This is a genomic window from Xanthomonas arboricola (genome assembly GCF_002940665.1).
Lineage (GTDB): Bacteria > Pseudomonadota > Gammaproteobacteria > Xanthomonadales > Xanthomonadaceae > Xanthomonas > Xanthomonas arboricola_B.
In genome coordinates this window covers 1096975-1118976 of sequence record NZ_MIGY01000001.1, presented here as the reverse complement: position 1 = coordinate 1118976, position 22002 = coordinate 1096975, and the positions used below count along the sequence as shown (strand labels likewise).

Below are 22002 nucleotides of genomic sequence, written 5' to 3'. Positions count from 1 at the left end.
TCGCGAACGACCCGGGCCAGTGCCAGCAACCGCTGTCGATGAAGATCAGCGTTGGATGTCGCCGGTGGTGGAGCCGGCGCCCGGGCCTGCGCCCAGGTCTGCGCCGGTGACCCGATCCAGTTCCGGATTGGACAGCAGGCGTAGCGACATGGCATCCAATGCTTCGGTCTGGGTCGCATCCAGCGCAACCGTGGCCGAACCATCGCCGCCATCGACCGCGGACTGCAGCGCACGGTCCGCAACCACGTCCCACTGCTCGCCGGTATTCCAAGGGCCGACCGTGTCGCCTTCGCCCTGCGACATGTTGTAGTAGATATCGGTAAAGCGCGGGTCCCCCGGCAGCTTGCCAGGCGGGAAGTTCGGCTCGATTGAGTACAGCGCCTTCTCGAACGACTTCTGATGCGCCACTTCGCGCGTCATCAAGAAGCGCAGCGCATCCACGATGCCCGGGTCGTCGGTGACGGTGATCAGACGCTCGTAGACCAACTTGGCACGTGCTTCGGCAGCGATGTTGGAGCGCATATCCGAAGTTGGGCAACCGATCGAATCAACATAGGCCGAGGTCCACGGCACCCCGCTGGAATTGACCAGTGCCGGGCCACTACCGTATAGGATCTGCTGGGTGTGGCTGGTGCTGTTCTGGGTCATGGAGCGCATCTCCATGGCCTCTTCCATGCCTTCGGATAACACGGCCTTCGGGCCTTTGTTGAGCATGGCGATGATGGAGCCGATGATTTCCAGGTGGCTCAGTTCTTCGGTGGCGATATCGAACAGCAGATCCTTGCGGCCCGGATCGTCTTCGCCCAATGCCTGCGTAAAATACTGCATTGCTGCAGCAAGTTCGCCCTGCGGTCCGCCGAACTGCTCGAGCATCAACGTGGCCAGATCCGGATTGGGTTCGGCAACGCGCACGGTGTACATCAGACGCTTGTTATGCATAAACATGGATCGTACTTCCTGGCTGGCGCCCGGCGACAACTGCAACGCGGCATGCGGGCAGAGCCCTGAGGCTGGCTACGGTGGAGGTTGCCCGCGCGATGCGGGCGAACGCAGGCGGCAGCGCCGCCTGCGCGATGTGTCAGGCCGCTTTGCTGGCCTTGGCTGCTTTCTGATTGCCGCCCTGCTCGGCGAGCAACGTCAGCTTTTCATCGGTAGCTTTTTCTTCTTCCAGGGTCGAAAGCAGCAAGCTGACCGCATCGGTATAGCCCAGCTGCTTTGCAATCGCAGCGATGGTGCCGTACGAGGCGATCTCGTAATGCTCCACCTTCTGTGCGCCGCCGATCAGCGCCGCATCGCGCACGGGGCCTTCTTCGATCTCGTCGATCACCTCGCGGCTTTCCTCGACCAGACCCTCCATCGCGGCACACTTGATGCGCTTGAGCTTGATGCCGAGCAGTTCGACGATCTGGTCGATGCGTTCGATCTGGCCTTGGGTTTCTTCCAGATGCAGCTTGAACGCTTCTACCAGCTTGGGTTCGGTCGCCGCACGTGCCAGACGCGGCAGCGATTTGGTCAACTGCTTTTCTGCACTGTAGATGTCCGACAGTTCGTGGACGAAAAGCTCTTCAATTGTCTTGATCGCCATGGGCGGCTCCTTGGATGGATGAGTGGTTAAAACAGTGCGATGCACTGTGTGTGCGTCTTTGCCTTCGATTGCGAGCCAGCTGCGTCATCACCCCGGCATGGCATCGCTTGGTCAGGCGATGCCGCAAGGCAGCGTTGTTGTCGTGCTCGCTCAGGCTGTGTGGCGTGTCGCTAAGCTAGTCGTCGGCGTGTTAGCGCAATCGGTGGATGCGGTGATCCCGATGCGATGACGACCTGTGCCGCAAGCTGCGCGCTGGCGATTGGCGGGCGATCGATGCGGTAGTGCCCAACCGTGGCCGTCGCATTGCATTGACCCAGGCCGATGCTGGCTTGCCGAGGCGCGTACGTGCAGTGCGCATGTCCACGGCCGCGCATCCCGCACTACCCAAGCGCGTGTGCTGACGTTGATCCCAGCTGCGCGGATGTCGATGCTGGCTCAGCGATTACACCGGCAATGTGCGGCATGCACGACGGGGCATGCACGTCGTTGCAGACAGATGCGCTACAACTGAAGGCTCGTCCTTGCCCGGGGAATCGCCATGACGCCGTTGGACAAACCGCTACGCCGCGAGCTGCAGATCGGCGAACAGGCCTATACCTTGATCGTCGACCCGCGGGGTCTGAAGCTGGTCGAGAAAGGCCGACGCAAAGGCGTGGTGTTGCGGTGGGACGAGCTCGTCAGCGGCGATGCCGCACTGGCCCGCGCGCTGCAGGCCTCGCTTGGCGAGTCCTGATCGCAGCGCGCGGGCAAACTGACTCAGGCTGAAGGAAACAACCGTGCCAGTTCGCGGATCGCTGCTGCGGACGCTGCGTGATCCGGCGTGGCATCGGGGTTGTTGAAATCGTTGGCACCTTGCGACTGCACCAGCAAACCATCGCGGCGTGGCACAACATTGAGATTGTGGCCGCGCCAGACCAACCCGTAGGTCACCTCCGGCTGCGGAATCAGGCGCGCTGTCTGCCCGCGCACCGGGATGACGCTGTGGTCGCCAAGCAATGCCCGCGCACCATAGCCGGTGGCATTGACCAGGATCTTTTCGCGCAACTGGTCGAACTGGCGCGGATGCTCGAAGCTGCGCGTATACAGCTCGCCGCCGCCCTGGAGATAGTCGTCCATCAACAGCCGCGCATACGCACTGAGGTTGAAGGTCAGCTGGCTGTAGCGACGCACGAACGGTACCGGAAACGGATGGCCGCCGGGCGCGACCGGTTGCGAGCGCGGGCCGAGATCATCGAGCAGTTCGCGCTCCAGCGGCGGGTAGTCCGGCTCGTGCGCTTCGGCCGATGCGCTCGGTTGATCGAACGGCACATCCGACAACGCATACCCATCGCGCCACTCGATCGGATCGCCCGGCAGGCCCAGCAGGGTCTGGTAGCGGCGAAACGCGATGCGCGCCATCTCTTCCCAGCGGGTCCTGAAATCCGCGGTAGCGTGTTCGCTGGTGCACACGCGCGAATCCGGCGACCACACGCCGGTGGCGTAGAACGAGCGCACGTCCGGCAGGCGCTCGCGCGCATAGATGCGCACGCGCAGGCCCGCACGTTGCGCCACCAGCGCGGTGGTCAGCCCGATCGCGCCGCAGCCGATCACCGCCAGCTCGCGCGCATCCGCATCGGCGGCACGCACCAGCCGCAGTGCGTGCTCGGCCGCGCCCCACGACAACGACCACCCGCTGCCGCCGTGTCCGTAGTTGTGCACCACCGTCTTGCGACCGATGCGCTCGGCCTCGATCCGTGGCCCCTGCGCACGGAACGGACGGGTGCAGCCGTTGATCGCGATGATGCGATCGACCGCCGCACGGATCGGCGCCAGCGTCGGCGCTGCGGCGAACTGGTCGGACAAGGCGCCCAGTGGCGCGGCGGGCAGTGGCGAAGACGGCGCAGCGGCAGGCTTGCCGGTGGCGGCCCAGCTCCCGGTCGAAGCGGCCGCGAGCGCAAGACCGGCGCTGTGCAGGAAATGACGACGGTGCATGCGACTCCTGAGCGAGGTGGACAAGGTGATCGGGGTAACGGCGGCTGCGCTATCGGCCACGCGCGGCGCGCGGCGCGCAGGATCCGTACAGGCCAGGCCCCGCGCTGCGCGCCAGCGACAGATGCCGCAAGGTCACCGACGCCGAGCATACCGCGCGCATCTGCACCTGCCACGGCCGACCAGGCCGGGTTTCGCACCGCGATCCGGGCAATTGGGGCCGCGCTGGCAGCCATTCGTCGCCCGGGGCTTTCGTCCGATCGCTTGCCGGCTATGCTCGCCGCGTCCCGATCCAACGAGCTCCCACCCGTGTCTGCCAGCGTCTTCCTGATCGTACGTATCGTGTTCGCCTGGGCTGCGGCATTGGTGGTGGCCGGGATCATGTGGGCGCAGCTGTTCGGCTCCACCGGCGCGTTCTTCGTGCTGATCTGCGTGGTGCTGCTGACGCTGGCCTTGATGAGTGCGATCACCCATGTGCGACGGGTGCGCCTGATCGCCGGGCGGCTGGATCACGACACCCTGTCGACCCGCCAGCGCCGCCAGATCGAGGTGCCGCTGGAGGTGCAGGCCAGCTTCGCCGTGGTCGAAGAGGCGGTGCGCGCGCTGCCGCGCGTGCAGGACATCGAATGCGCGCCCGGCAGCCTGCTGATCCGCGCCAAGGTGCGCCGCATCGACCCGTATGAAGGACGTCAACCTTCGCGCTGGAACCTGTTCGCGCGTTTTGCGATCAAGCGCAACCAGGTGCTGGTGACGATCGCGCCAGGGCAGGGCACCAGCAGCGTCACCGTGTTGTGCGAGCCCGACGCCAGCGCCTGGGTGGACCTGTTCGCGGTGGACGAAGGCAGCAATTTCGAGAATGCCGAGGCGATCAACCGCGCGGTGGTGCGCCGGGTCGGCGAGCAGCGTCGCGACGAGCAGGCCGCGGCCGAGCAATCGGTGATGGAAAAGGAATTGGCCGTGGCCCGCCTGAACCTGCTGCATGCCCAGGTCGAGCCGCACTTTCTCTACAACACGCTGGCCAGCGCACAGGTGCTGGCACGCACCGACCCGCCGCGCGCGGAGATCATGATCGGGCACCTGATCCAGTACCTGCGTAGCTCGCTGCCCAGCGCCGACGGGGCCATCTCCACCCTGGGCGAAGAACTCGAACGCACCCAGGCCTATCTGGAAATCCTGCGCATCCGCATGGGCACGCGGCTGGCCCTGCAGGTGGAAGTGCCGTACGAGCTGCGCGCACTGCAACTGCCCTCGATGATGTTGCAGACCCTGGTGGAGAACGCGATCAAGCACGGGCTGGAACCCAAGCCCGGCGGCGGCACGATATGGATCCTGGCGCGTCGCGTCGACGACCACGCCACGCTGACCGTGGCCGACGATGGCCAGGGCTTCGGCACCCACACCCAAGGCACCGGCATCGGCCTGAAGAACCTGCGCGAGCGCTTGCAGCTGATCTATGCCGGCCAAGCCAGCTTTGCCATCGTGTCCAATTTCCCCAGCGGTGTGGCAGCCACGATCAGTCTGCCGCTGCCGGCACAGGTGCTGGCCACACGCATGCCGCCGCCGCTGCCCGACGCGCACACCCATGCCGCGCAGGTGCAGGCATGAGCGCGTTGCGTGCGGTGATCGCCGAAGACGAGGCGCTGCTGCGGCAATCGCTGCTGACCCTACTCGCGCAGGTGTGCCCGCAACTGCAGATCGTGGGCGAATGCGAAGACGGCGCCGGCGCGTTGGAGACCATCGCCGCGCAACAGCCCGATGTGGTGTTTCTGGATATCCGCATGCCCGGGCTCACCGGTATCGAGGTGGCGCGTGCCCTGCGCGAGGTCAGCCCGCGTACCCAGGTGGTGTTCGTCACTGCCTACGATCAGTACGCCATCGATGCGTTCGAACACGGCGCGGTGGACTATCTGCTCAAGCCGATCAGCCGCGAGCGCCTGCAGGCCACCTGGCAGCGCGTGCAACAGCGCGCCACCTCCGGCCAGCCGGATGCTCAGCTGCTGGAGGCCTTGCTGCAGCGCCTGTCCGCACGCCCTGCTGCCGCCAGCGCCGCGCCGCCGTTGGCCTGGCTCACCGCCAGCAGCGGCCGCGAGACGCGCCTGATCGCGCTGGACGAGGTGGCGTATTTCCAGGCCGACCAGAAATACACCACGGTGATGACCGCCGCCGGCGAGGCGATCGTGCGCACGCCGCTGCGCGAATTGCTCGACGTGCTGGATCCGCAGGTGTTCAAGCAGATCCACCGCTCCACCATCGTCAACATGAAGGCGGTTGCCTCGGTGGTGCGCGAGGACACCGGCAAGGGCCGGCTGGCACTGCGCGGGCGCAGCGAAACGCTCACCGTCAGCCAGCCCTTCATGAGCCTGTTCCGCGGCATGTAAGTCCCCCGATCGCCTCGACTGAAAGGATTGCTGATATGCGCCTGATCGCCTCCCTCGTGTATTGCCTGCTTGCCTTGGCCGGTTGCCACGACCGCAACGGCACCACCTCCATCACCCGCGCCACCAGCAATGGCCGGGACGTGATCTTCAGCAAGACCCTGGCCACCGCCACCGACCTCAACGTGCACTGCCTGGCCAGTAGCAGCGGTCGCTGCCATTACCTGGTCTACGAAGAGCACTGCGCCGCGCCCGCCGCGGGCCAGACCTCGGGCACGCCGGCCTGCGCACGCACAACCCTGGACAGCTTTGCGCTGACCCCCGGGCAAGTGCGCGAATTGCGCGGCATCCCGCGTCAGGCGCATACCTGTGTGGATGCCAGCGCGCCCAGCGCCGATTGCCATGGTTGAGCGAGCGGCCTGCTAAAACACTTCCGTCCGTGTGGTAAGGCACGGATGCAGCCGCATGCAAGCCTGAATACGCACTGACGATCAGCGGCCGCTTCTGCGATCATTGCCGGCTTGTTGCCGGTTCACGGCGTCCTCACTGCCAGGCTTCTCATGTCCGAACAATCGCTACGCCGCGACGTTGGCCCCTTCGCCCTCATGCTCACCGGCCTGGGCTCGATCATCGGTTCCGGCTGGCTGTTCGGTGCCTGGCGCGCTGCCGGCCTGGCCGGCCCCGGTGCGATCTGGGCCTGGATCCTGGGTGCAGCGATCATCACCACCATCGCGCTGTCCTACGCGGAACTGGGCGCGATGTTCCCCGAGTCCGGCGGCATGGTGCGCTACAGCCATTACTCGCACGGCTCGCTGGTGGGCTTCATCGCCGGCTGGGCCAACTGGATCGCGATCGTGTCGGTGATCCCGGTCGAGGCCGAGGCCTCGGTGCAGTACATGGCCTCCTGGCCATGGGCCTGGGCGCAGGGCCTGTATGTGCAGGCACCCGGCGGGGCGGGGGAGTTGTCGGTGCCCGGCCTGCTGATCTCGGCGGTGCTGGTGCTGGTGTATTTCTTCCTCAATTTCTGGAGCGTCAAGCTGTTCGCGCGCTCTAATACGCTGATCACCGTGTTCAAGCTGGTGGTGCCGGCGGCGACCGGCGTGGCCTTGATCGCCAGCGGCTTCCACAGCGAAAACTTCAGCGTCGGCATCCACGGCGACGCGCACGTGATCGACCTGGCCGCGGTGCTCACCGCGGTGGCTACCGCCGGCATCGTCTTCAGCTTCAACGGCTTCCAGAGCCCGGTGAACCTGGCCGGTGAAGCACGCAACCCGGGCCGCAGCATTCCGTTCGCGGTGCTCGGCTCGATCGCGCTGGCCACGGTGGTCTACGTGATCCTGCAGGTAGCCTACATCGGCGCGGTGCCGCCGGACCTGCTGGCCAAGGCTGGCTGGCACGGCATCGATTTCCGCTCGCCGTTCGCCGAGCTGGCCATCATCGTCAACCTGCACTGGCTGGCCATGCTGCTGTACATCGATGCGTTCGTCAGCCCCAGCGGCACCGGCATCACCTATACCGCCACCACCGCGCGCATGGTCTACGGCATGGAAAAGAACGGCACCATGCCGTCGGTGCTGGGCAAGCTGCACCCGGTCTGGGGCGTGCCGCGCATGGCGATGTTCTTCAACCTGGCGGTGTCGTTCGTGTTCCTGTTCTTCTTCCGCGGCTGGGGCACGCTGGCGGCGGTGATCTCGGTGGCGACCATCATTTCCTACCTCACCGGCCCGATCAGCGCGATGGCGCTGCGCCGTCATGCCCCGGAACTGCATCGCCCGCTGCGCATCGCCGCGCTGCCGGTGCTGGCCGGCGTGGCCTTCGTGATGGCGACCGAACTGCTGTACTGGGCACGCTGGCCGCTGACCGGCGAGATCATCCTGCTGATGGTCGTGGCGCTGCCGGTGTACTGCTACTACCAGGCCAAGCAGGGCTGGCCGGATCTTGGGCGCAACCTCAAGGGCGCGGCCTGGATGATCTGCTACCTGCCGACGATCGCGCTGCTGTCCTGGGCCGGCAGCAGCGACTTCGGCGGGCACGGCTACCTCAGCTACGGCACCGATCTTGCGGTAGTGGCTGCAGTCGGCGCGGTGTTCTACATCTGGGGTGTGCGCAGCGGTTGGCGTACGCCGTCGGTGGAGAAGGCCGTCGCGCGGGCGTAAGCGTCTGATCGCTGATTGCTGACGACGGATCGAGCAGGCGCCAGTCTTCGGGCGCCGCAAACAGGAACGGCCGGTGCACTGCACCGGCCGTTTTCTTGTTGGCCGCCGCACACGCCATCGGGTGCGGCAATTGGCGCTGCCCGGCAGCGCACCCGGTGTCGCGGGCGGATCAATCAGCACGTTCCACCAGACACGCGGGGTTGTCGGCGTCTCCCGGCAACCTGCGTCCATCGCGCAACCGCTACGCCAGCGTCCCTGCCGCGCTATGGGTAGTGGAATTGGTCACCAGGCGCGGCGCACCATCGAAGCGGTCCAGATCGCGCAACAGTTCGGTGTAGCGGCGCAGCCGCCCCATCTCGCGCATGTTGACGATGTCCTCGTGGCGTAGCTCGCGCCTAGAGGTCACCTCCTGCTTGTAGCGCAGCACTTCCGGGTAGCGGCGCGTCATGTCCAGCGCATCGGCCACGCATTCGACCGAGTCGGCATCCGGGGTGACCCGCGCGCGGCTGTTGAAGGCGCGCAGCCAGCGTTCGAAACCGGCGCTGTGATCGAACAGATCGGCGATGTACCACATGACGAACAGGATCGAGGCCCACGAGGTAAAGATGATCACCACGCGGCTGAAGGTGAGGTGGTAGTCGTTCTGCCAGAGCTGGTGGGTGATCACGCCCAGCAGTACCAGCGAGATCGCCTGCCAGCCGATGATCGAGGCGATCACCCACTGTTTCTTGGCCACCTTGAGCAGATTGAGCTCCTGGTCGAGCTGTTCGTCGCTCTTTTCGCGCCAGTGCGCGACCTGCTCGTCGAAGGAGAGCCGATGGAGTGCGTTGTCCTGCAATAGCAGGCCCAAACCCTGGAACAAAACGATCATGACAAGCTCCTGACGGATGGCTGGTACGAACGACTTGCTGCACCCGGCAACGCGCCGGTGCCCTGGAGCGACCGGGCAGACGGCTGGCAGTGATGCAGGCCGGTGCGCGGACGGCCCTAGTTCTAGCACTTTCGCTGTGCTTGGCAATGCCTGCTGCGAGCCGACGGCGGCCCAATGCTGCGCACCGGCGCACAGATCGCGGTATTCAGGCGCTTTGCAGCATTTGCCGGGCGGCTGCAGCTGCGATGCGCCGCCATTCTTGCTGCACTGCACACCCGCGCCTGCGTGATTGCATCCGTGGCGGTTGCGACCGGTGCGACCCAGTCCGGCGTACAGATCGCGTGAGCGCCGCGCAAGCATGCATGCCGCGCAAAATCCCGCGACAGGCGGGCAAGCCCCCGTCGAGACGGTCGGCGCGCATGGATACGAACAGCGCACACGGCGCCGCCTTTCACCAATCCCAAATCCCAAATCCCAGCCCCTCAGCGCCACGACGCGGTCTTGCAGCCGCCTACGTATCCTTGTGTGCATGTCAGCCGTCCTGCGTACCCTCACTGCCCCCGCCGCCAGGCAGATCCAGCGCTGGGTGCTGGGCGCATTTCCGCGTGGTCAGAGCACTATCGACTACGACCAGCCCCTCGGAGATACCGGCATCTTCGGGCCCGACAGTGTCACCTGGCGCGTGCATTCCGAATTCCCCGGCATGTTGTCCGGCGGACTGTGCGCATTGATGCTGCAACTGCTGCATCCGCGCGCGCTGGCCGGGGTCTACGACCATTCCAACTTCCGCGCCGATTTGATCGGGCGGCTGCGGCGCACCACCAATTTCGTCGCCGGCACCACCTACGCCCCGCGCGCCGAAGCCGAGCAATTGATCGCCCGCGTGCGCAGCATCCATTCGCATATCCACGGCCACACCGCCGACGGCGTGCCTTACGACGCCAACGATCCGCAGTTGCTGACCTGGGTGCACGTCACCGAAGCCTACGGTTTTCTGCAGGGCTGCCGACGTTACTGCCGTGATGTGCCGGCGCGCATCGCCGATCGTTACTACGACGAAGCGCGCCGCGTCGCCGAAGCGCTGGGCGCCACCGATGTGCCCGCCAGCGAGGCGCAGGTCGATGCGTATTTCGCCACCGTGCGCGGGCAGTTGCGCATGGATACGCGCTCGCGCGAAGTGCTCGACATCCTCACTAGCATCCAGCTGCCGGTGCCGGCGGCCGGTCTGTCGCGCGGCGTGTTCCTCGGTGCCGGCACCGCTTTGTTGCCGGGTTGGGCCAGCGACATGCTCGGCCGCACCACCACGCAGCGCGCACAGGCACATGCGTCGGCGCGGCTGCTGCGCAGTCTGTCGCCACTGTTCCGCACCGCGCTACGCGACGGGCTGTCCGCACGCGCGTGCCGTCGCATGCAGCTACCGCAGACCATGCTGCTGGAGTGGCCCGGGGAGCGGTGAGTGCGGGTACTTGCCTGGTGTGCAGGGCGGTGGTGTGACGCGGGGGCTGGCTACCAGATCCGCACCCGCTGCTCGGGCGGCAGGTACAACTGCTCGCCCTGCTGCACATCGAACGCCGGATACCAGGCATCGAGATTGCGCACGGTCTGTGCACGGAAGCGTCCGGGTGCGTGCACGTCGGTGAGTACGGCATTGCGTAGCGCCGCGTCGCGATACTTGCCGCGCCAGGCCTGCGCAAAGCCCAGGAAGAAGCGTTGATCCGGGCTGAAACCGTCGATGGTCTGCGGTTGCTTGCCCTGCAACGATAGCTGATAGGCATCGTAGGCAGTCGCCAGGCCGGCCACGTCGGCGATGTTCTCGCCCAGCGTCAGCTTGCCGTTGACGCTCAGGTCGTCGAACGGCTTGTACGCACTGAACTGCGCGGCGAGCGCATTGCCGGCGGCCTCGAATTTTTTCAGATCCTGCGGCGTCCACCAGTTGTGCAGCTCGCCATGTTCGTCGAATTGCGCGCCCATGTTGTCGAAGCTGTGGCTGATCTCGTGGCCGATCACCGCGCCGATGGCGCCGTAGTTCACCGCATCGTCGGCCGCCGGGTCGAAGAACGGCGGCTGCAGGATCGCTGCCGGAAACAACAGGCGGTTTTCCAACGGCACGTTCAGCGCGTTGACCTCCTGTGGCAGCATGTACCACTCGCGGTGATCCACGGCCTTGCCCAGCTTGGCCAGATTGCGCCGGTACTCGAACAGTTCGGCACGCTGCACATTGCCCAGCGCATCGTCGCGGCGCACCTCCAGCCCGCTGTAGTCGCGCCAGGTGTCCGGATACCCCACCGCCACCGTCAGCCCGGAAATCTTGGCCTTGGCATGCTGTTTGGTTTGCGGACTCATCCACTCCAGCGCGTCGATGCGTTTGCCGAAGGCAGTGACGATGTTCTTGACCATCTCCTCGGCACGCGTCTTGGTCTGGGCGCTGACGTACTTCTGCACATAGCGCTCGCCCACCGCTTCGCCCAAGGCCGCGTTGGTGGCATCGATGCCTCGCTTCCAGCGCTGCCGTTGTTGCGGCGTGCCTTCCAGCGTGGTGCCGTAGAACGCAAACCGCTCATCGGCGAAGGCCTTGGACAGATACGGCGAGGCGCGGTCCAGGGCGCGAAAGCTCAAGTAATCCTTCCAGGTCTGCAGCGATTCGGAACGCACCAGCGCCGACAACCCGGTCACCGCCCCGGGCTGCCAGACGATGAAGTCCTGCTGCGCCTTCAGGCCGGCCGCGTCGAAGAACGGCGCCCATTCCAGGCCAGGTGCGTTACGCGCAAAATCGGCCTGTTTCCAGGCGTTGGCGCCGGCCTGCACGTTGTTGGTCTGTTCGGCGGTGGCGTGCACGCGCGCCATCGCGGTTTCCAGGGCCAGGATGCGCTCGGCCCTGGCCGCCGCGTCATCGATGTCGGCCAGGTCCAGCAGCTTGACGATGTGCGCGCGGTAGGCGTCGCGCATCTGCGTCATGCGTCCCTCGTCCAGATAGAAGCTGCGGTCCGGCATGCCCAGACCGCCTTGCACCAGATACGGCGCATAGCGCTCCGGGTGATGCAGATCCTGCGAGATCCACAGGCCGAACAGCCGGTCGGTATGGAAATTGGTGGAGTTGAGCAGGTCCACATCGGCGCGCAGCTGCCCGCCCAGGGTGCGCGCCAGCGCCTGTTTGTCATCTAGCCGCGCAATCGCGTCCAGTTCCGGTTGCACCGGGCCTGCGCCCTTGGCCTCGATCCCGGCTTCGTCCATGTAGGCCGCGAAGTAATCGCCAATCTGCTTGTCTTCCCCGGTGACACGGTCGTTGGCGGCGGCGCCTTCGATGATGTCGCGGCTATGTTGCTCGGTCGCGATCGCGATGCTGACAAAGCTGTTGAAGCTGGAGCGGTCGTCCGGGATCTGGGTGGTTTTGACCCAGTTGCCGCTGGCGTAGCTGAAGAAGTCGTCGCCTGCCGACACGCTGCGGTCCATGCCTGCCGCATCGAAACCGAAATCGCCCAGCTTCGGCGTGGTGGGCGTGGGCTTGGCGTGCGTCGCCGGTGAGGTGTCATCGCGGTGGCACGCGGCGGTGCTCAGCAGGGCAGCCGACAGCGCAGCGATCAGGACAGGACGGTGCAAAAGAGCCATGCGAGCGCAACTCGGAAAACGAAAAACAGACTTGCCAGTGTAAATTGCCGCCGACGCCACGTCCCGGCGCGATGGCAGCGCGCACCCGGTGCAGCAGCCCTGCGGACACGCGCGGTTCAGCGCCGGCGCTGGTACCAGAAGCCCAGTGCATCGCGGGTCTGCAGCATGCTTCGCCCACGCCACAGAAAGCGCAGCAGCAGGCTCAGGTGTTCGCGCTTGGAAAAGCTGCGCAGCTTGCGGTCGGAGGTATGCACGGTCTGGCGCAGGATCACGAACCGCCCGCAGCGTGCCAGCGCGCGGCTCAATGCCACATCTTCGCCGGCGTAGTAACGCGTATCGAAACCACCGGCGCTGACGAATGCGGCGCGCGTGCAGAACAGGAAGCAGCCCGGGGCAATGCCGCCGAGACGGAACAGCCAGCCGAACGTCGCCTGCGCCATGCGCTCGAACCACGCGCGCCTGCCTTGCAGATGCACCTGTGCGCCACCGCCGACCGCGCCGGCATCCAGCGCCGCCAGCGCCGCGCCGACCACCTGCGGGTCGATCAGCGTATCGGCGTCCAGAAACAGCAGGCGGTCGCCTTGCGCCTGCTGCGCGCCGGCATTGCGGGTGGCGGCGATATGACGCAATTGCACGTCCAGCACCCGCGCACCGGCCGCGCATGCAATGGCGGCGGTGTCGTCTTCGCAGGCATCGGCCACCACGATGACCTCGTAGTCCAGCTGCATGGCCTGCGCACAGGCGTGCAGGCAGTGCAGCGTCTGGCCGATCAGCGCGGCCTCGTCATGGGCGGGGATCACGAAAGACAGCATGGGCAGGGCGTGTCACTCGGATGGCGGTGCTGGCAAGTGTGCGAGCCACACCGGTGCGATGGCGTGAGCGCACACAGTCAGACGGCCGCGACTGCATGTGCTCCCACGCGGCGCGCTCAGCGGCTGAGCGCGCCCATCATCGCTTCCGGATAACGCGTACCGGACGCGGCCTGCAGCGGGAAGATCGCATCGATGCGTGCGAGCTCGTCCGGCATCAGCGCGACATCGAGCGCGCCAAGGTTTTCTTCCAGGTAAGCCAGCCGCTTGGTACCCGGGATCGGCACCAGGTCCTGGCCCTGCGCCAATACCCAGGCCAGCGCCAGCTGCCCCGGCGTGATGCCCTTGTCGGCGGCGATCGCCTTGACCTGCTGCACCAGTTCCAGGTTGCGGGTGAAGTTCTCGCCCTGGAAACGTGGCGAATGGCGACGGTAATCGTCGGTCTCGAAGTCATCCGGGGACGCGAATGCGCCGGTCAGAAACCCGCGACCTAGCGGCGAATACGGCACGAACCCGATCCCGAGTTCGCGTACGGTGGCGAAGACGCCGTTGTCCTGGGGCTCGCGCGACCACAGCGAATACTCGGTCTGCACCGCGGTGATGGGATGCACCGCATGCGCGCGGCGGATGGTGGCTGCAGCGGCCTCCGACAGCCCCAGGAAACGCACCTTGCCTTGCTCGACCAACCGCGCCATCGCACCGACGGTGTCTTCGATCGGCACGTTGGGGTCCACGCGGTGCTGGTAATACAGATCGATGTGCTCCACGCCCAGGCGGCGCAGGCTGGCTTCGCACGCCGATTGCACATAGTCCGGGCTTCCATCGATGCCGCGCACCGACGGGTCGTTGGGATCGAGCTTGATGCCGAACTTGGTGGCCAGAAACACTTCGTGCCGGCGCGCGGCGATGGCCTTGCCGACCAGGATTTCATTGGTGTGCGGGCCGTACATGTCGGCGGTGTCGAGCAGGCTGACGCCGTGATCGAGGGCGCGGTGGATCACCGCGATCGAGCCGGCCTCGTCGCTGCGATTGCCGTAGAACGCGCTCATGCCCATACAGCCGAGACCGAGCGCAGAGACGGTGGGGCCGGAACGGCCAAGCGTGCGGGTTTGCATGGTGAGGAAACTCCGTGCGTCAAAGAAGGCAGGGGAAGGATGCGGCGGCGCGCGTGAGCACGATGTGGCCCGTACGATGACGCGCTGTGGGGGGCTTGCATGCCGCGGTTGCGGCGCGTGGCGACGGGGTGGGGCTGACGACTGCGCCCAATGCCGGATCGCTGCGGTATCGTGCATCCGGCGTTACAGCGCGCAAACCCGAACGCGCGCTGCGACTCCACGCAAAAGTCCGCGCATGCCAGCAGACCTAGGCCCACCGCCATGCACGGGTGCTGTTACGCGGGCGCCGCTACATGCGGCTTAGCCCTTGAGCTTGCCGGCGAATTCGGCCACGCGCTTGCCGAGCAGCTTGGCGGTCTCCAGGTCGCCGCTGCGTGGTGCTTCTTCCGGCGAGGCATCGGAAGGCGAGATCGCCAGCGCGCCTGCCGAGCCGGCGGTCCAGTTGATGTCCTGCGGACCGTGCGCCTTGGTGTTGGACGGCAGCAGGCCGGTACCCACCCAGACCTGGCCGTGCTGCTGCGACAGCGTCCAGAAATACTGGATGGTGGCGTACTTGTCGCCGTTCACCGAGGCCGAGTTGGTGAAGCCGGCTGCGATCTTGTCCTTCCAGGCCTGCGCAAACCATGGCTTGGAGCTGGCGTCGGCAAACTTCTTGAACTGCCACGCCGGCCCGCCCATGTAAGTGGGGCTGCCGTAGATGATGGCGTCGGCGGCGGCGATTGCCTCCCAGGCGTCGTCGGGCAGGTTGCCGTCCTGATCGATGCGGTACAGCGTGGCCTCGCCGACACTGGCGGCGCCGGCGTGCACGGCTTCGGCCAGTTTGACGGTGTGGCCGTAGCCGCTGAAATAGATGATGGCGATCTTGCTCATGCGCAATCCTGTGGCTCGAGGGGATCTTGATTGTGACCACACATGCGGCGTCAGGTTAATGACCATCGACGGGACGTACTGTTGCCGGGCTCATCAGCGCCCGGCATCGCCCAGGCTGTCGACCAGGTAGTCGATGAAGCTGCGCACCTTCGGGGCCAGGTGGCTGCGGCTGGTATAGACGGCAAAGATGCCGATCTCCCCCAGTGCGTACTGCGGAAGGATGCGTACCAGCCGGCCAGCGGCCAGATGTTCGTCGGCCAGGAAGTCCGGCTGCATCGCGATGCCCAGGCCGGCCACCGCCGCCGCGCTCAACACATGCCCGTTGTTGGCGCGCAGGCTGCCGTGGATGCGCACATCGCTATCGCCATCGGGCCCATGGAAGCGCACTTCGTCGCCGTTGGGCGAGTAGTGGTACAGCAGGCAGTCGTGGCCGGCCAGGTCGGACGGGTGCATCGGGGTGCCGGCACGGGCCAGGTAGGCCGGCGCCGCGCAGGGCACCAGGCGGACCGTGCCCAGGCGCCGGGCGATCAACGTCGGCGCCGGCTGCCGGGTGATGCGGATGGCGACATCGAAGCCTTCTTCGACCATGTCCACCAGCCGGTCCGACAGCGACAGGTCCAGTTCCACCTGCGGGTAGCGCGCGCAAAAGCCCGGCAGCAGCGCGGCCAGGCGCTCGATGCCATAGCTCACCGGCGCATTGACGCGCAGTACCCCGGCCGGCTCCAGCGCCTGCGCGCCGACCGTGGCCTCCAGATCGTCCAGGTCGGCCAGCAGTTGCAGGCAGCGCTGGTAATACGCGGTGCCGGCGCTGGTCAGGCTGACCCGCCGGGTGGTGCGGTTGAGCAGGCGGGTGCCCAGCCGTTGCTCGAGCGCGGCGACCTGCCGGGTCACGCTGGCGGTGGAGCGGTCCAGCGCATCGGCGGCCGCACTGAAGCCGCTGCGTTCGGCCACTGCTGCGAACACGCGCATCGCATCGAGGGTATCCATGGATGTCCGATTGTTGCTTCGATCGCAATAAATTATCCGAACTAAAACTATTTATCAGAAATCTGTAAGCAATAGGCTGTGCAGGTCCTCACTGGAGTCCGCCCAATGTCCACCTCGCTTGCTTCCCCGCGTACCGCTGCCTATGGCGCCGGCTTGTTGCGCATCAGCCTGGGCGCGCTGTTTCTGGCCCATGGCCTGACCAAGTTGCTGGTGTTCACCCCGGCCGGCACCGTGGCCTATTTCCACTCGCTGGGCCTGCCGGGCGCGCTGGCCTACCTCACCATCGCGCTGGAACTGGGCCTGGGCCTGTCCCTGCTGCTGGGCATCTATGCGCGCTGGATCGGGTTGCTGGGCGTGCCGCTGCTGCTGGGCACCATCGTCAGCGTGCACGGCGGCAACGGCTTCGGTTTCTCCAATCCGGGCGGCGGCTGGGAATACCCGGCGCTGTGGGCGGTGTTGCTGATCGTGCAAGCGCTGCTCGGCGAAGGCGCGTGGGCGCTGAAGCCGGCGCGTTGAGGCTGCCTGTCGTTCTTTCGAGGAGTGCGCCATGACCCGTTTGCCTTCCCTGTACATCTCGCACGGATCGCCAATGACTGCATTGCAGCCGGGGCAGGTCGGCGAGCGCCTGGCCGAGCTCGCGCAGGCCTTGCCGCGGCCGCGCGCGATCGTCGTTGCGTCCGCGCACTGGCTGGGCCGCCGCCCACTGGTCAGCGGCGCGGCGCGGCCGCCCACCATTCATGACTTCGGCGGCTTCCCGGCGCCGCTGTACGAGCTGGAATATCCCGCGCCCGGCGAGCCGGCGCTGGCGCAGCAGATCCTGCGCCGGCTGGAGCAGGCCGGCCTGCATCCGCATCTGGATCCGCAGCGCGGCTTCGATCATGGCGTGTGGGTGCCGCTGCGCCTGCTGTATCCGACCGCCGACATCCCGGTGGTGTCGGTGTCGATCCAGCCCGAGCTGGGACCGGCGCACCAGTTTGCGGTCGGTCGCGCGCTGGCGCCGCTGCGCGAGGACGGGGTGCTGGTGATCGGCTCGGGCAGCATCACCCATAACCTGCACGACTTCCGCCACGGCTACAGCGCCGAGCGCGAGGCGCCCTATGTGCGGCCCTTCATCGAGTGGACCGAGCGCAAACTGGTGGAGGACGACATCGCCGCGTTGCTGGACTATCGCCGGCAGGCACCGCATGCCGCACGGGCGCATCCCACCGACGAGCACCTGTTGCCGCTGTATGTGGCGATGGGCGCCGCCGGCGCCGACCGGCTCGGCGCGCAACGCATCGATGCCGGCATCGACGCGGGGTTTCTGGCGATGGATATCTACCGGTTCGACGGCGATCCCGGTGATGATCGCGCGCTTGCGGGCCCGGCCGCCGCCTGAGTCCAGGCGATCGCAGCACGCCTGCACCGTCGCTGTCATCGACGGTGCAGGCGGCATGCCGGCCCCGCAATCCCGAGGCACTGCCCAGCCGCCTGCAAGCCATGGCATGTGGCCAGTTACTGCCGCTGCAAACCGCTGTGGTGCAATGGCTACACCAGGCAAGACCCATGGCGATACGGCCTGGTACCTACGGCACACCGACCCGCAGCGACAAGGCATGCTGCCCGCAAGGGCCGGCAGCGCAGCGCTCTGAAGCATTCACGATGAAGTGCCGTGCAGTCTCACAGGCTGAGACGCCTTCGCGACATGCTGCTTGCGTGAAAATCCTCGACAAACTCGCAGTGCTGGCCGATGCGGCCAAATACGACGCGTCCTGCGCCTCCAGCGGCGCGAACAAGCGCAATTCGCTCGGCACCGGTGGGATCGGTAGCACCGAGGGCATGGGCATCTGCCACTCGTACACGCCCGACGGCCGCTGCGTGTCGCTGTTGAAGATCCTGCTCACCAATTTCTGCGTGTTCGATTGCGCGTATTGCGTCAACCGCGTATCCAGCAACGTGCGCCGTGCGCGCTTCACGCCGGAAGAAGTGGTCACGCTGACGCTGGACTTCTACAAGCGCAATTACATTGAAGGCCTGTTCCTGTCCAGCGGCATCATCCGCAACTCCGATTACACGATGGAGCAGCTGGTGGAGGTGGCGCGGCAGCTGCGCGAGGTGCATCACTTCGCCGGCTACATCCACCTCAAGACCATCCCCGATGCATCGCCGGAATTGTTGGCCGCCGCCGGCCGCTATGCCGACCGGTTGAGCATCAACGTGGAGCTGCCGACCGAGCAGGGATTGACGTTGCTGGCGCCGGAGAAAAGTGTCGGCGGCATCCGTTCGGCAATGGGCGAGTTGCGTTGGCGCATCGAAGAAAACCAGCTGGAGCGCAAGGCCGAAAAGCTGCGCCGCGCCAAGCCGCCGCGCTTTGCGCCGGCTGGCCAGAGCACGCAGATGATTGTCGGCGCCGACGATGCCAACGACCGCAGCATCCTGGACACCAGCCACAATCTCTATGGCAATTACCGGATGCGCCGGGTGTACTACTCGGCCTTCAGCCCGATCCCGGATGCCTCGTCCAAATTGCCGCTGCAGGCACCGCCGTTGCAGCGTGAGCACCGGCTGTATCAGGCCGACTGGTTACTGCGCTTCTACGCGTTCAGCGTGGAGGAGATCGCACCGGCGCAGTCCAGCGGCATGCTCGATCTGGACGTGGATCCGAAGCTGGCATGGGCGCTACGCAATCCGGAGCGTTTTCCGGTGGATCTGAACGCGGCGCCGCGCGAGATGCTGCTGCGGGTGCCAGGCCTGGGCACGCGCAATGTGGAGCGCCTGTTGTTGTCGCGCCGGCATGCGCGGTTGCGGGTGGGGGACCTGGCGCGGTTGCGGGTGCCGATGAAGAAGCTGCTGCCGTTTGTGAGCGTGCTGGATCATCATCCGCGCCAGCGCCTGGACGATCCGGTGCGGTTGCGCGCGCAATTGGCGCCGGCGCCCAGGCAGGCGAGTCTGTTCGATTGAAACCGCAGCTGGCCGCCGGCATCGGCGCCCCACCGCTTCCGCTGGCCTCTCCCTGTTGCCGGGCAAGCTGCCCGAAGCGCGGATAAGGGGCGCATCAGGCGCGAAGCTGCCACCGAACACCAGTGCTGACACAGGAACACGACGCCTTGCGAATCCCCAATTCCCAATCCCCACTCCCACCTCTGCAATCCTGACCACCGCGATGTACAACGCTGACGTCGAGCCGGGTTGGAGCCTTGAAGCATGGCGTGCGCTGGCGCGGGCGGGCTGGTGCGCGCAGGTGGAGCCCGACGCCATCGCGTGGAATGGCGGAGCGCAGGGCGGCTTGTTGATGGGGCAGGGGCTGCCGGATTTGCCGGCCGTGGCTGCGCCGCCGCGGGTATCGGCGCAGTTCCTGCAGATGGCGGGGGCGGTGTTGTGTCACCGCGATCCGCAGCGCTACGCGGTGCTGTACCGGTTGTTGTGGCGGGTGGCGTGCGGGGAACGCGCGCTGCTGGAGCGGGCCACCGATGTCGACGTGCATCGGGTGACGCAGTGGCAAAAGGCGGTGCAGCGCGACACCCACAAGATGAAGGCGTTCGTACGCTTTCGGCGTTTGCCGGTGCAAGAGGAAGACTTCGTGGCGTGGTTCGAGCCCGAACATTGGATCGTGGATCGGGTGGCGCCGTTTTTCGCGCGCCGCTTCGCCGGCATGCGCTGGGCGATCCTCACCCCATATCGCAGCGTGCGCTGGGACGGCGAGGCGTTGACGTTCGGCGAAGGCGCCGTGCGCACTCAGGTGCCGGCCGACGATGCGCAGGAGATGCTCTGGCGTACCTATTACGCGCATATCTTCAATCCGGCGCGACTCAACCCGACCATGATGCGGCAGGAAATGCCGCAGAAATACTGGAAGAACCTGCCCGAGGCGAGCCTGTTGCCGGAGCTGATCCGCGAGGCGGGTGTGCGCGTGCGCGAGATGGCCGAGCGTGCGCCCGAACCGGTGAGGCGGCGAGTGCCGGCGGCGCCGCCGCCGACCCCGGAAGTGGTCACGCAAAACCTGGCGCAGTTGCGCGTGGCCGCGCGCGATTGCCGGCGCTGCGCGTTATGGCAACCGGCAACGCAGACGGTATTCGGCGAAGGACCGAGCGACGCGTCGGTGATGGTGATCGGCGAGCAGCCCGGCGACGAAGAGGATCTGAGCGGGCGTCCGTTCGTCGGGCCGGCCGGGCGTTTGTTCAACATGGCGCTGGGCGAGATCGGCGTCGACCGCGCCACGGTCTACGTGACCAATGCGGTCAAGCATTTCCGTTTCGAGCAGCGCGGCAAGCGGCGGCTGCATCGCAATCCGGAACGGTCGCATGTGCAAGCCTGCAGTGGCTGGTTGCATGCCGAACGCGCGCAGCTGCGTCCGGCGCAGATCGTGTGCCTGGGCGCAACCGCCGCACAGGCGGTGTTGGGAAACGGCTTCCGCTTGATGCAGCAGCGCGGCCAGTGGCAGCGGCTGGACGACGGCACGCCGGTGCTGGCCACCGTGCATCCCTCCTGGGTGTTGCGGCAAGGCTCGGAGGCCGCGCGCGAGGAAGGCTACCGCGGATTTGTCGAGGACCTGCGCCAGTTGCTGGATGCACCGATCGCTGCAGATCAGCGCATGGCGAGTAGATAAAAAATGCGCGTGCAAGTGCACGCGCACGGTGTCGGAGAACGATGACACCAAGTGAGATCACTGGCGGGCCAGTGACCCCTCACCGCCGCTTTGCGGTGCGGTGGCGCTGCCTGGACCCAGTTTCCAGACACGCGCGGATGCAACGATTCGACAGTGTCTGCAGCGCGTCACCCGGCTCGGTTCCGCCGATGGAGGTCACGCACATGCAGCTGCCTGCTTCAGGTAGAGGCTGCGCTTACGGCATCAACACCTTGTCGACCACATGGATCACGCCATTGCTCTGCATGACATCGGCAATGGTGACGTTGGCGGTGTTGCCCTTGGCATCGGTGATGGTGACCTTCTTGCCGTTGAGCTTTGCGGTCAGTGCCTCGCCCTGCACGGTGGTCAGCGTGGCGCTGCCGCCGCCGGCCTTGATCTTGGCGATCAGCGATGCAGCGTCGACCTTGCCCGGTACCACGTGATAGGTCAGCACCTTGGTCAGCATGGGCTTGGATTCGGGCTTGAGCAACGTGTCCACCGTGCCGGCCGGCAGTGCGGCAAATGCGGCATTGGTGGGTGCGAACACGGTGAACGGGCCGGGCCCCTTCAGCGTGTCGACCAGGCCGGCGGCCTTGACCGCCGCCACCAGGGTGGTGTGGTCCTTGGAGTTGACGGCGTTGTCGACGATGTCCTTGGTCACCAGCATCGGCGCACCGCCCACGGTCGGGTTCGATGCGGCGTAGGCAGGGGCCATGGCGCTGGTCAGGGCAATGGCAGTGGCGACGGCAAGCGACTGGAATGAGGTCTTCATGAGGCATCGATCCTTGGGTAAGCAACTGCCTGGATGGCAATCGTCGTCCTGGATACGCGGGTGGATGCAGCGCGGATGCATCACGCGGTTTTTACACCGGCTGACCGGCGCTGCGCTGGGCGAGCGCGAGATGCAGGAGGCATCGATGCCGCTTGTTGCGGTCGCCGCGCTCATGCGGCAGCTGCAACGCCATGATCTGTCGGTGGTTGGAACTCAGGTGATGCAGGTCCAGGTGCGATTGCCGGCAGGACGCGATCGACCTGCCGCTGTCCAGTCAGTGCC

Annotated in this window: 21 protein-coding genes; 11 read left to right on the top strand and 10 right to left on the bottom strand. The window is 66.2% G+C overall.

What is annotated here, in order from left to right:
* Nucleotides 1-45: 45 nt before the first annotated feature.
* Both XarjCFBP7645_RS04815 and XarjCFBP7645_RS04810 read right to left on the bottom strand, forming a co-directional pair.
* Complete coding sequence (locus XarjCFBP7645_RS04815) at nucleotides 46-945, bottom strand: manganese catalase family protein (protein ID WP_104536750.1); 900 nt, start codon at nucleotides 943-945, stop codon at nucleotides 46-48.
* A gap of 133 nt (nucleotides 946-1078) precedes the next feature.
* Nucleotides 1079-1585, bottom strand: a complete 507-nt coding sequence (locus XarjCFBP7645_RS04810; RefSeq protein WP_104536416.1) for a ferritin-like domain-containing protein — start codon at nucleotides 1583-1585, stop codon at nucleotides 1079-1081.
* 538 nt (nucleotides 1586-2123) lie between these two features.
* Between XarjCFBP7645_RS04810 and XarjCFBP7645_RS04805 the strand changes: the two genes are divergently transcribed.
* Nucleotides 2124-2318 carry a hypothetical protein gene (locus tag XarjCFBP7645_RS04805; protein WP_104536415.1) on the top strand — a complete coding sequence of 65 codons (195 nt, stop codon included), beginning with the start codon at nucleotides 2124-2126 and terminating at the stop codon, nucleotides 2316-2318.
* Between the two features lie 23 nt (nucleotides 2319-2341).
* Here the strand turns inward: XarjCFBP7645_RS04805 and XarjCFBP7645_RS04800 are convergent, their stop codons facing one another.
* Nucleotides 2342-3556 (bottom strand): FAD-dependent oxidoreductase, encoded by a 1215-nt coding sequence (locus XarjCFBP7645_RS04800; protein ID WP_104536414.1) that lies wholly within the window; start codon nucleotides 3554-3556, stop codon nucleotides 2342-2344.
* A gap of 306 nt (nucleotides 3557-3862) precedes the next feature.
* Between XarjCFBP7645_RS04800 and XarjCFBP7645_RS04795 the strand changes: the two genes are divergently transcribed.
* From XarjCFBP7645_RS04795 to XarjCFBP7645_RS04780, 4 genes are all read left to right on the top strand, one after another.
* Nucleotides 3863-5158, top strand: coding sequence for a sensor histidine kinase (locus XarjCFBP7645_RS04795; protein ID WP_181126173.1), 1296 nt, complete (start codon nucleotides 3863-3865; stop codon nucleotides 5156-5158).
* The gene (locus XarjCFBP7645_RS04790; RefSeq protein WP_104536412.1) at nucleotides 5155-5931 is read left to right on the top strand and encodes a LytR/AlgR family response regulator transcription factor; all 777 of its coding nucleotides are present in this window, start codon (nucleotides 5155-5157) and stop codon (nucleotides 5929-5931) included. Before XarjCFBP7645_RS04795 ends, XarjCFBP7645_RS04790 begins: the two co-directional genes overlap by 4 nt.
* Before the next feature lie 35 nt (nucleotides 5932-5966).
* Nucleotides 5967-6338, top strand: coding sequence for a hypothetical protein (locus XarjCFBP7645_RS04785; RefSeq protein ID WP_104536411.1), 372 nt, complete (start codon nucleotides 5967-5969; stop codon nucleotides 6336-6338).
* Between the two features lie 150 nt (nucleotides 6339-6488).
* Nucleotides 6489-8084 (top strand): APC family permease, encoded by a 1596-nt coding sequence (locus tag XarjCFBP7645_RS04780; RefSeq protein WP_026064004.1) that lies wholly within the window; start codon nucleotides 6489-6491, stop codon nucleotides 8082-8084.
* Nucleotides 8085-8325: 241 nt separating this feature from the next.
* On the opposite strand, the gene XarjCFBP7645_RS04775 is transcribed toward XarjCFBP7645_RS04780, so the two are convergent.
* On the bottom strand, nucleotides 8326-8955 hold the full coding sequence (locus tag XarjCFBP7645_RS04775; protein ID WP_047127400.1) for a hypothetical protein: 630 nt from the start codon (nucleotides 8953-8955) through the stop codon (nucleotides 8326-8328).
* Between the two features lie 174 nt (nucleotides 8956-9129).
* Between XarjCFBP7645_RS04775 and XarjCFBP7645_RS21615 the strand changes: the two genes are divergently transcribed.
* The gene (locus XarjCFBP7645_RS21615; RefSeq protein WP_155407455.1) at nucleotides 9130-9300 is read left to right on the top strand and encodes a hypothetical protein; all 171 of its coding nucleotides are present in this window, start codon (nucleotides 9130-9132) and stop codon (nucleotides 9298-9300) included.
* A gap of 184 nt (nucleotides 9301-9484) precedes the next feature.
* Nucleotides 9485-10411 (top strand): oxygenase MpaB family protein, encoded by a 927-nt coding sequence (locus XarjCFBP7645_RS04770; protein ID WP_104536410.1) that lies wholly within the window; start codon nucleotides 9485-9487, stop codon nucleotides 10409-10411.
* Between the two features lie 50 nt (nucleotides 10412-10461).
* Here XarjCFBP7645_RS04770 and XarjCFBP7645_RS04765 read toward each other — a convergent pair whose 3' ends face one another.
* The 5 genes from XarjCFBP7645_RS04765 to XarjCFBP7645_RS04745 form a co-directional block, all read right to left on the bottom strand.
* Nucleotides 10462-12525 carry a M13 family metallopeptidase gene (locus tag XarjCFBP7645_RS04765; RefSeq protein WP_104536749.1) on the bottom strand — a complete coding sequence of 688 codons (2064 nt, stop codon included), beginning with the start codon at nucleotides 12523-12525 and terminating at the stop codon, nucleotides 10462-10464.
* Between the two features lie 152 nt (nucleotides 12526-12677).
* Nucleotides 12678-13373 (bottom strand): glycosyltransferase, encoded by a 696-nt coding sequence (locus tag XarjCFBP7645_RS04760; RefSeq protein ID WP_104536409.1) that lies wholly within the window; start codon nucleotides 13371-13373, stop codon nucleotides 12678-12680.
* Between the two features lie 116 nt (nucleotides 13374-13489).
* Nucleotides 13490-14485 (bottom strand): aldo/keto reductase, encoded by a 996-nt coding sequence (locus XarjCFBP7645_RS04755; protein ID WP_104536408.1) that lies wholly within the window; start codon nucleotides 14483-14485, stop codon nucleotides 13490-13492.
* A gap of 300 nt (nucleotides 14486-14785) precedes the next feature.
* The gene (locus XarjCFBP7645_RS04750; RefSeq protein WP_104536407.1) at nucleotides 14786-15355 is read right to left on the bottom strand and encodes a flavodoxin family protein; all 570 of its coding nucleotides are present in this window, start codon (nucleotides 15353-15355) and stop codon (nucleotides 14786-14788) included.
* Nucleotides 15356-15448: 93 nt separating this feature from the next.
* Nucleotides 15449-16342 (bottom strand): LysR family transcriptional regulator, encoded by an 894-nt coding sequence (locus XarjCFBP7645_RS04745; protein ID WP_047124887.1) that lies wholly within the window; start codon nucleotides 16340-16342, stop codon nucleotides 15449-15451.
* A 105-nt stretch (nucleotides 16343-16447) separates the two neighbouring features.
* Between XarjCFBP7645_RS04745 and XarjCFBP7645_RS04740 the strand changes: the two genes are divergently transcribed.
* From XarjCFBP7645_RS04740 to XarjCFBP7645_RS04725, 4 genes are all read left to right on the top strand, one after another.
* Complete coding sequence (locus tag XarjCFBP7645_RS04740; RefSeq protein ID WP_046344517.1) at nucleotides 16448-16858, top strand: DoxX family protein; 411 nt, start codon at nucleotides 16448-16450, stop codon at nucleotides 16856-16858.
* A gap of 31 nt (nucleotides 16859-16889) precedes the next feature.
* A complete protein-coding gene (locus XarjCFBP7645_RS04735) occupies nucleotides 16890-17720 on the top strand; it encodes a dioxygenase family protein (RefSeq protein ID WP_104536406.1) in 831 nt (276 codons plus the stop codon).
* A gap of 317 nt (nucleotides 17721-18037) precedes the next feature.
* A complete protein-coding gene (locus XarjCFBP7645_RS04730; RefSeq protein ID WP_104536405.1) occupies nucleotides 18038-19282 on the top strand; it encodes a putative DNA modification/repair radical SAM protein in 1245 nt (414 codons plus the stop codon).
* A 202-nt stretch (nucleotides 19283-19484) separates the two neighbouring features.
* A complete protein-coding gene (locus XarjCFBP7645_RS04725; RefSeq protein WP_104536404.1) occupies nucleotides 19485-20927 on the top strand; it encodes a UdgX family uracil-DNA binding protein in 1443 nt (480 codons plus the stop codon).
* Nucleotides 20928-21162: 235 nt separating this feature from the next.
* Here the strand turns inward: XarjCFBP7645_RS04725 and XarjCFBP7645_RS04720 are convergent, their stop codons facing one another.
* Nucleotides 21163-21720, bottom strand: coding sequence for a fasciclin domain-containing protein (locus XarjCFBP7645_RS04720; RefSeq protein ID WP_166773983.1), 558 nt, complete (start codon nucleotides 21718-21720; stop codon nucleotides 21163-21165).
* Between the last annotated feature and the right edge of the window lie 282 nt (nucleotides 21721-22002).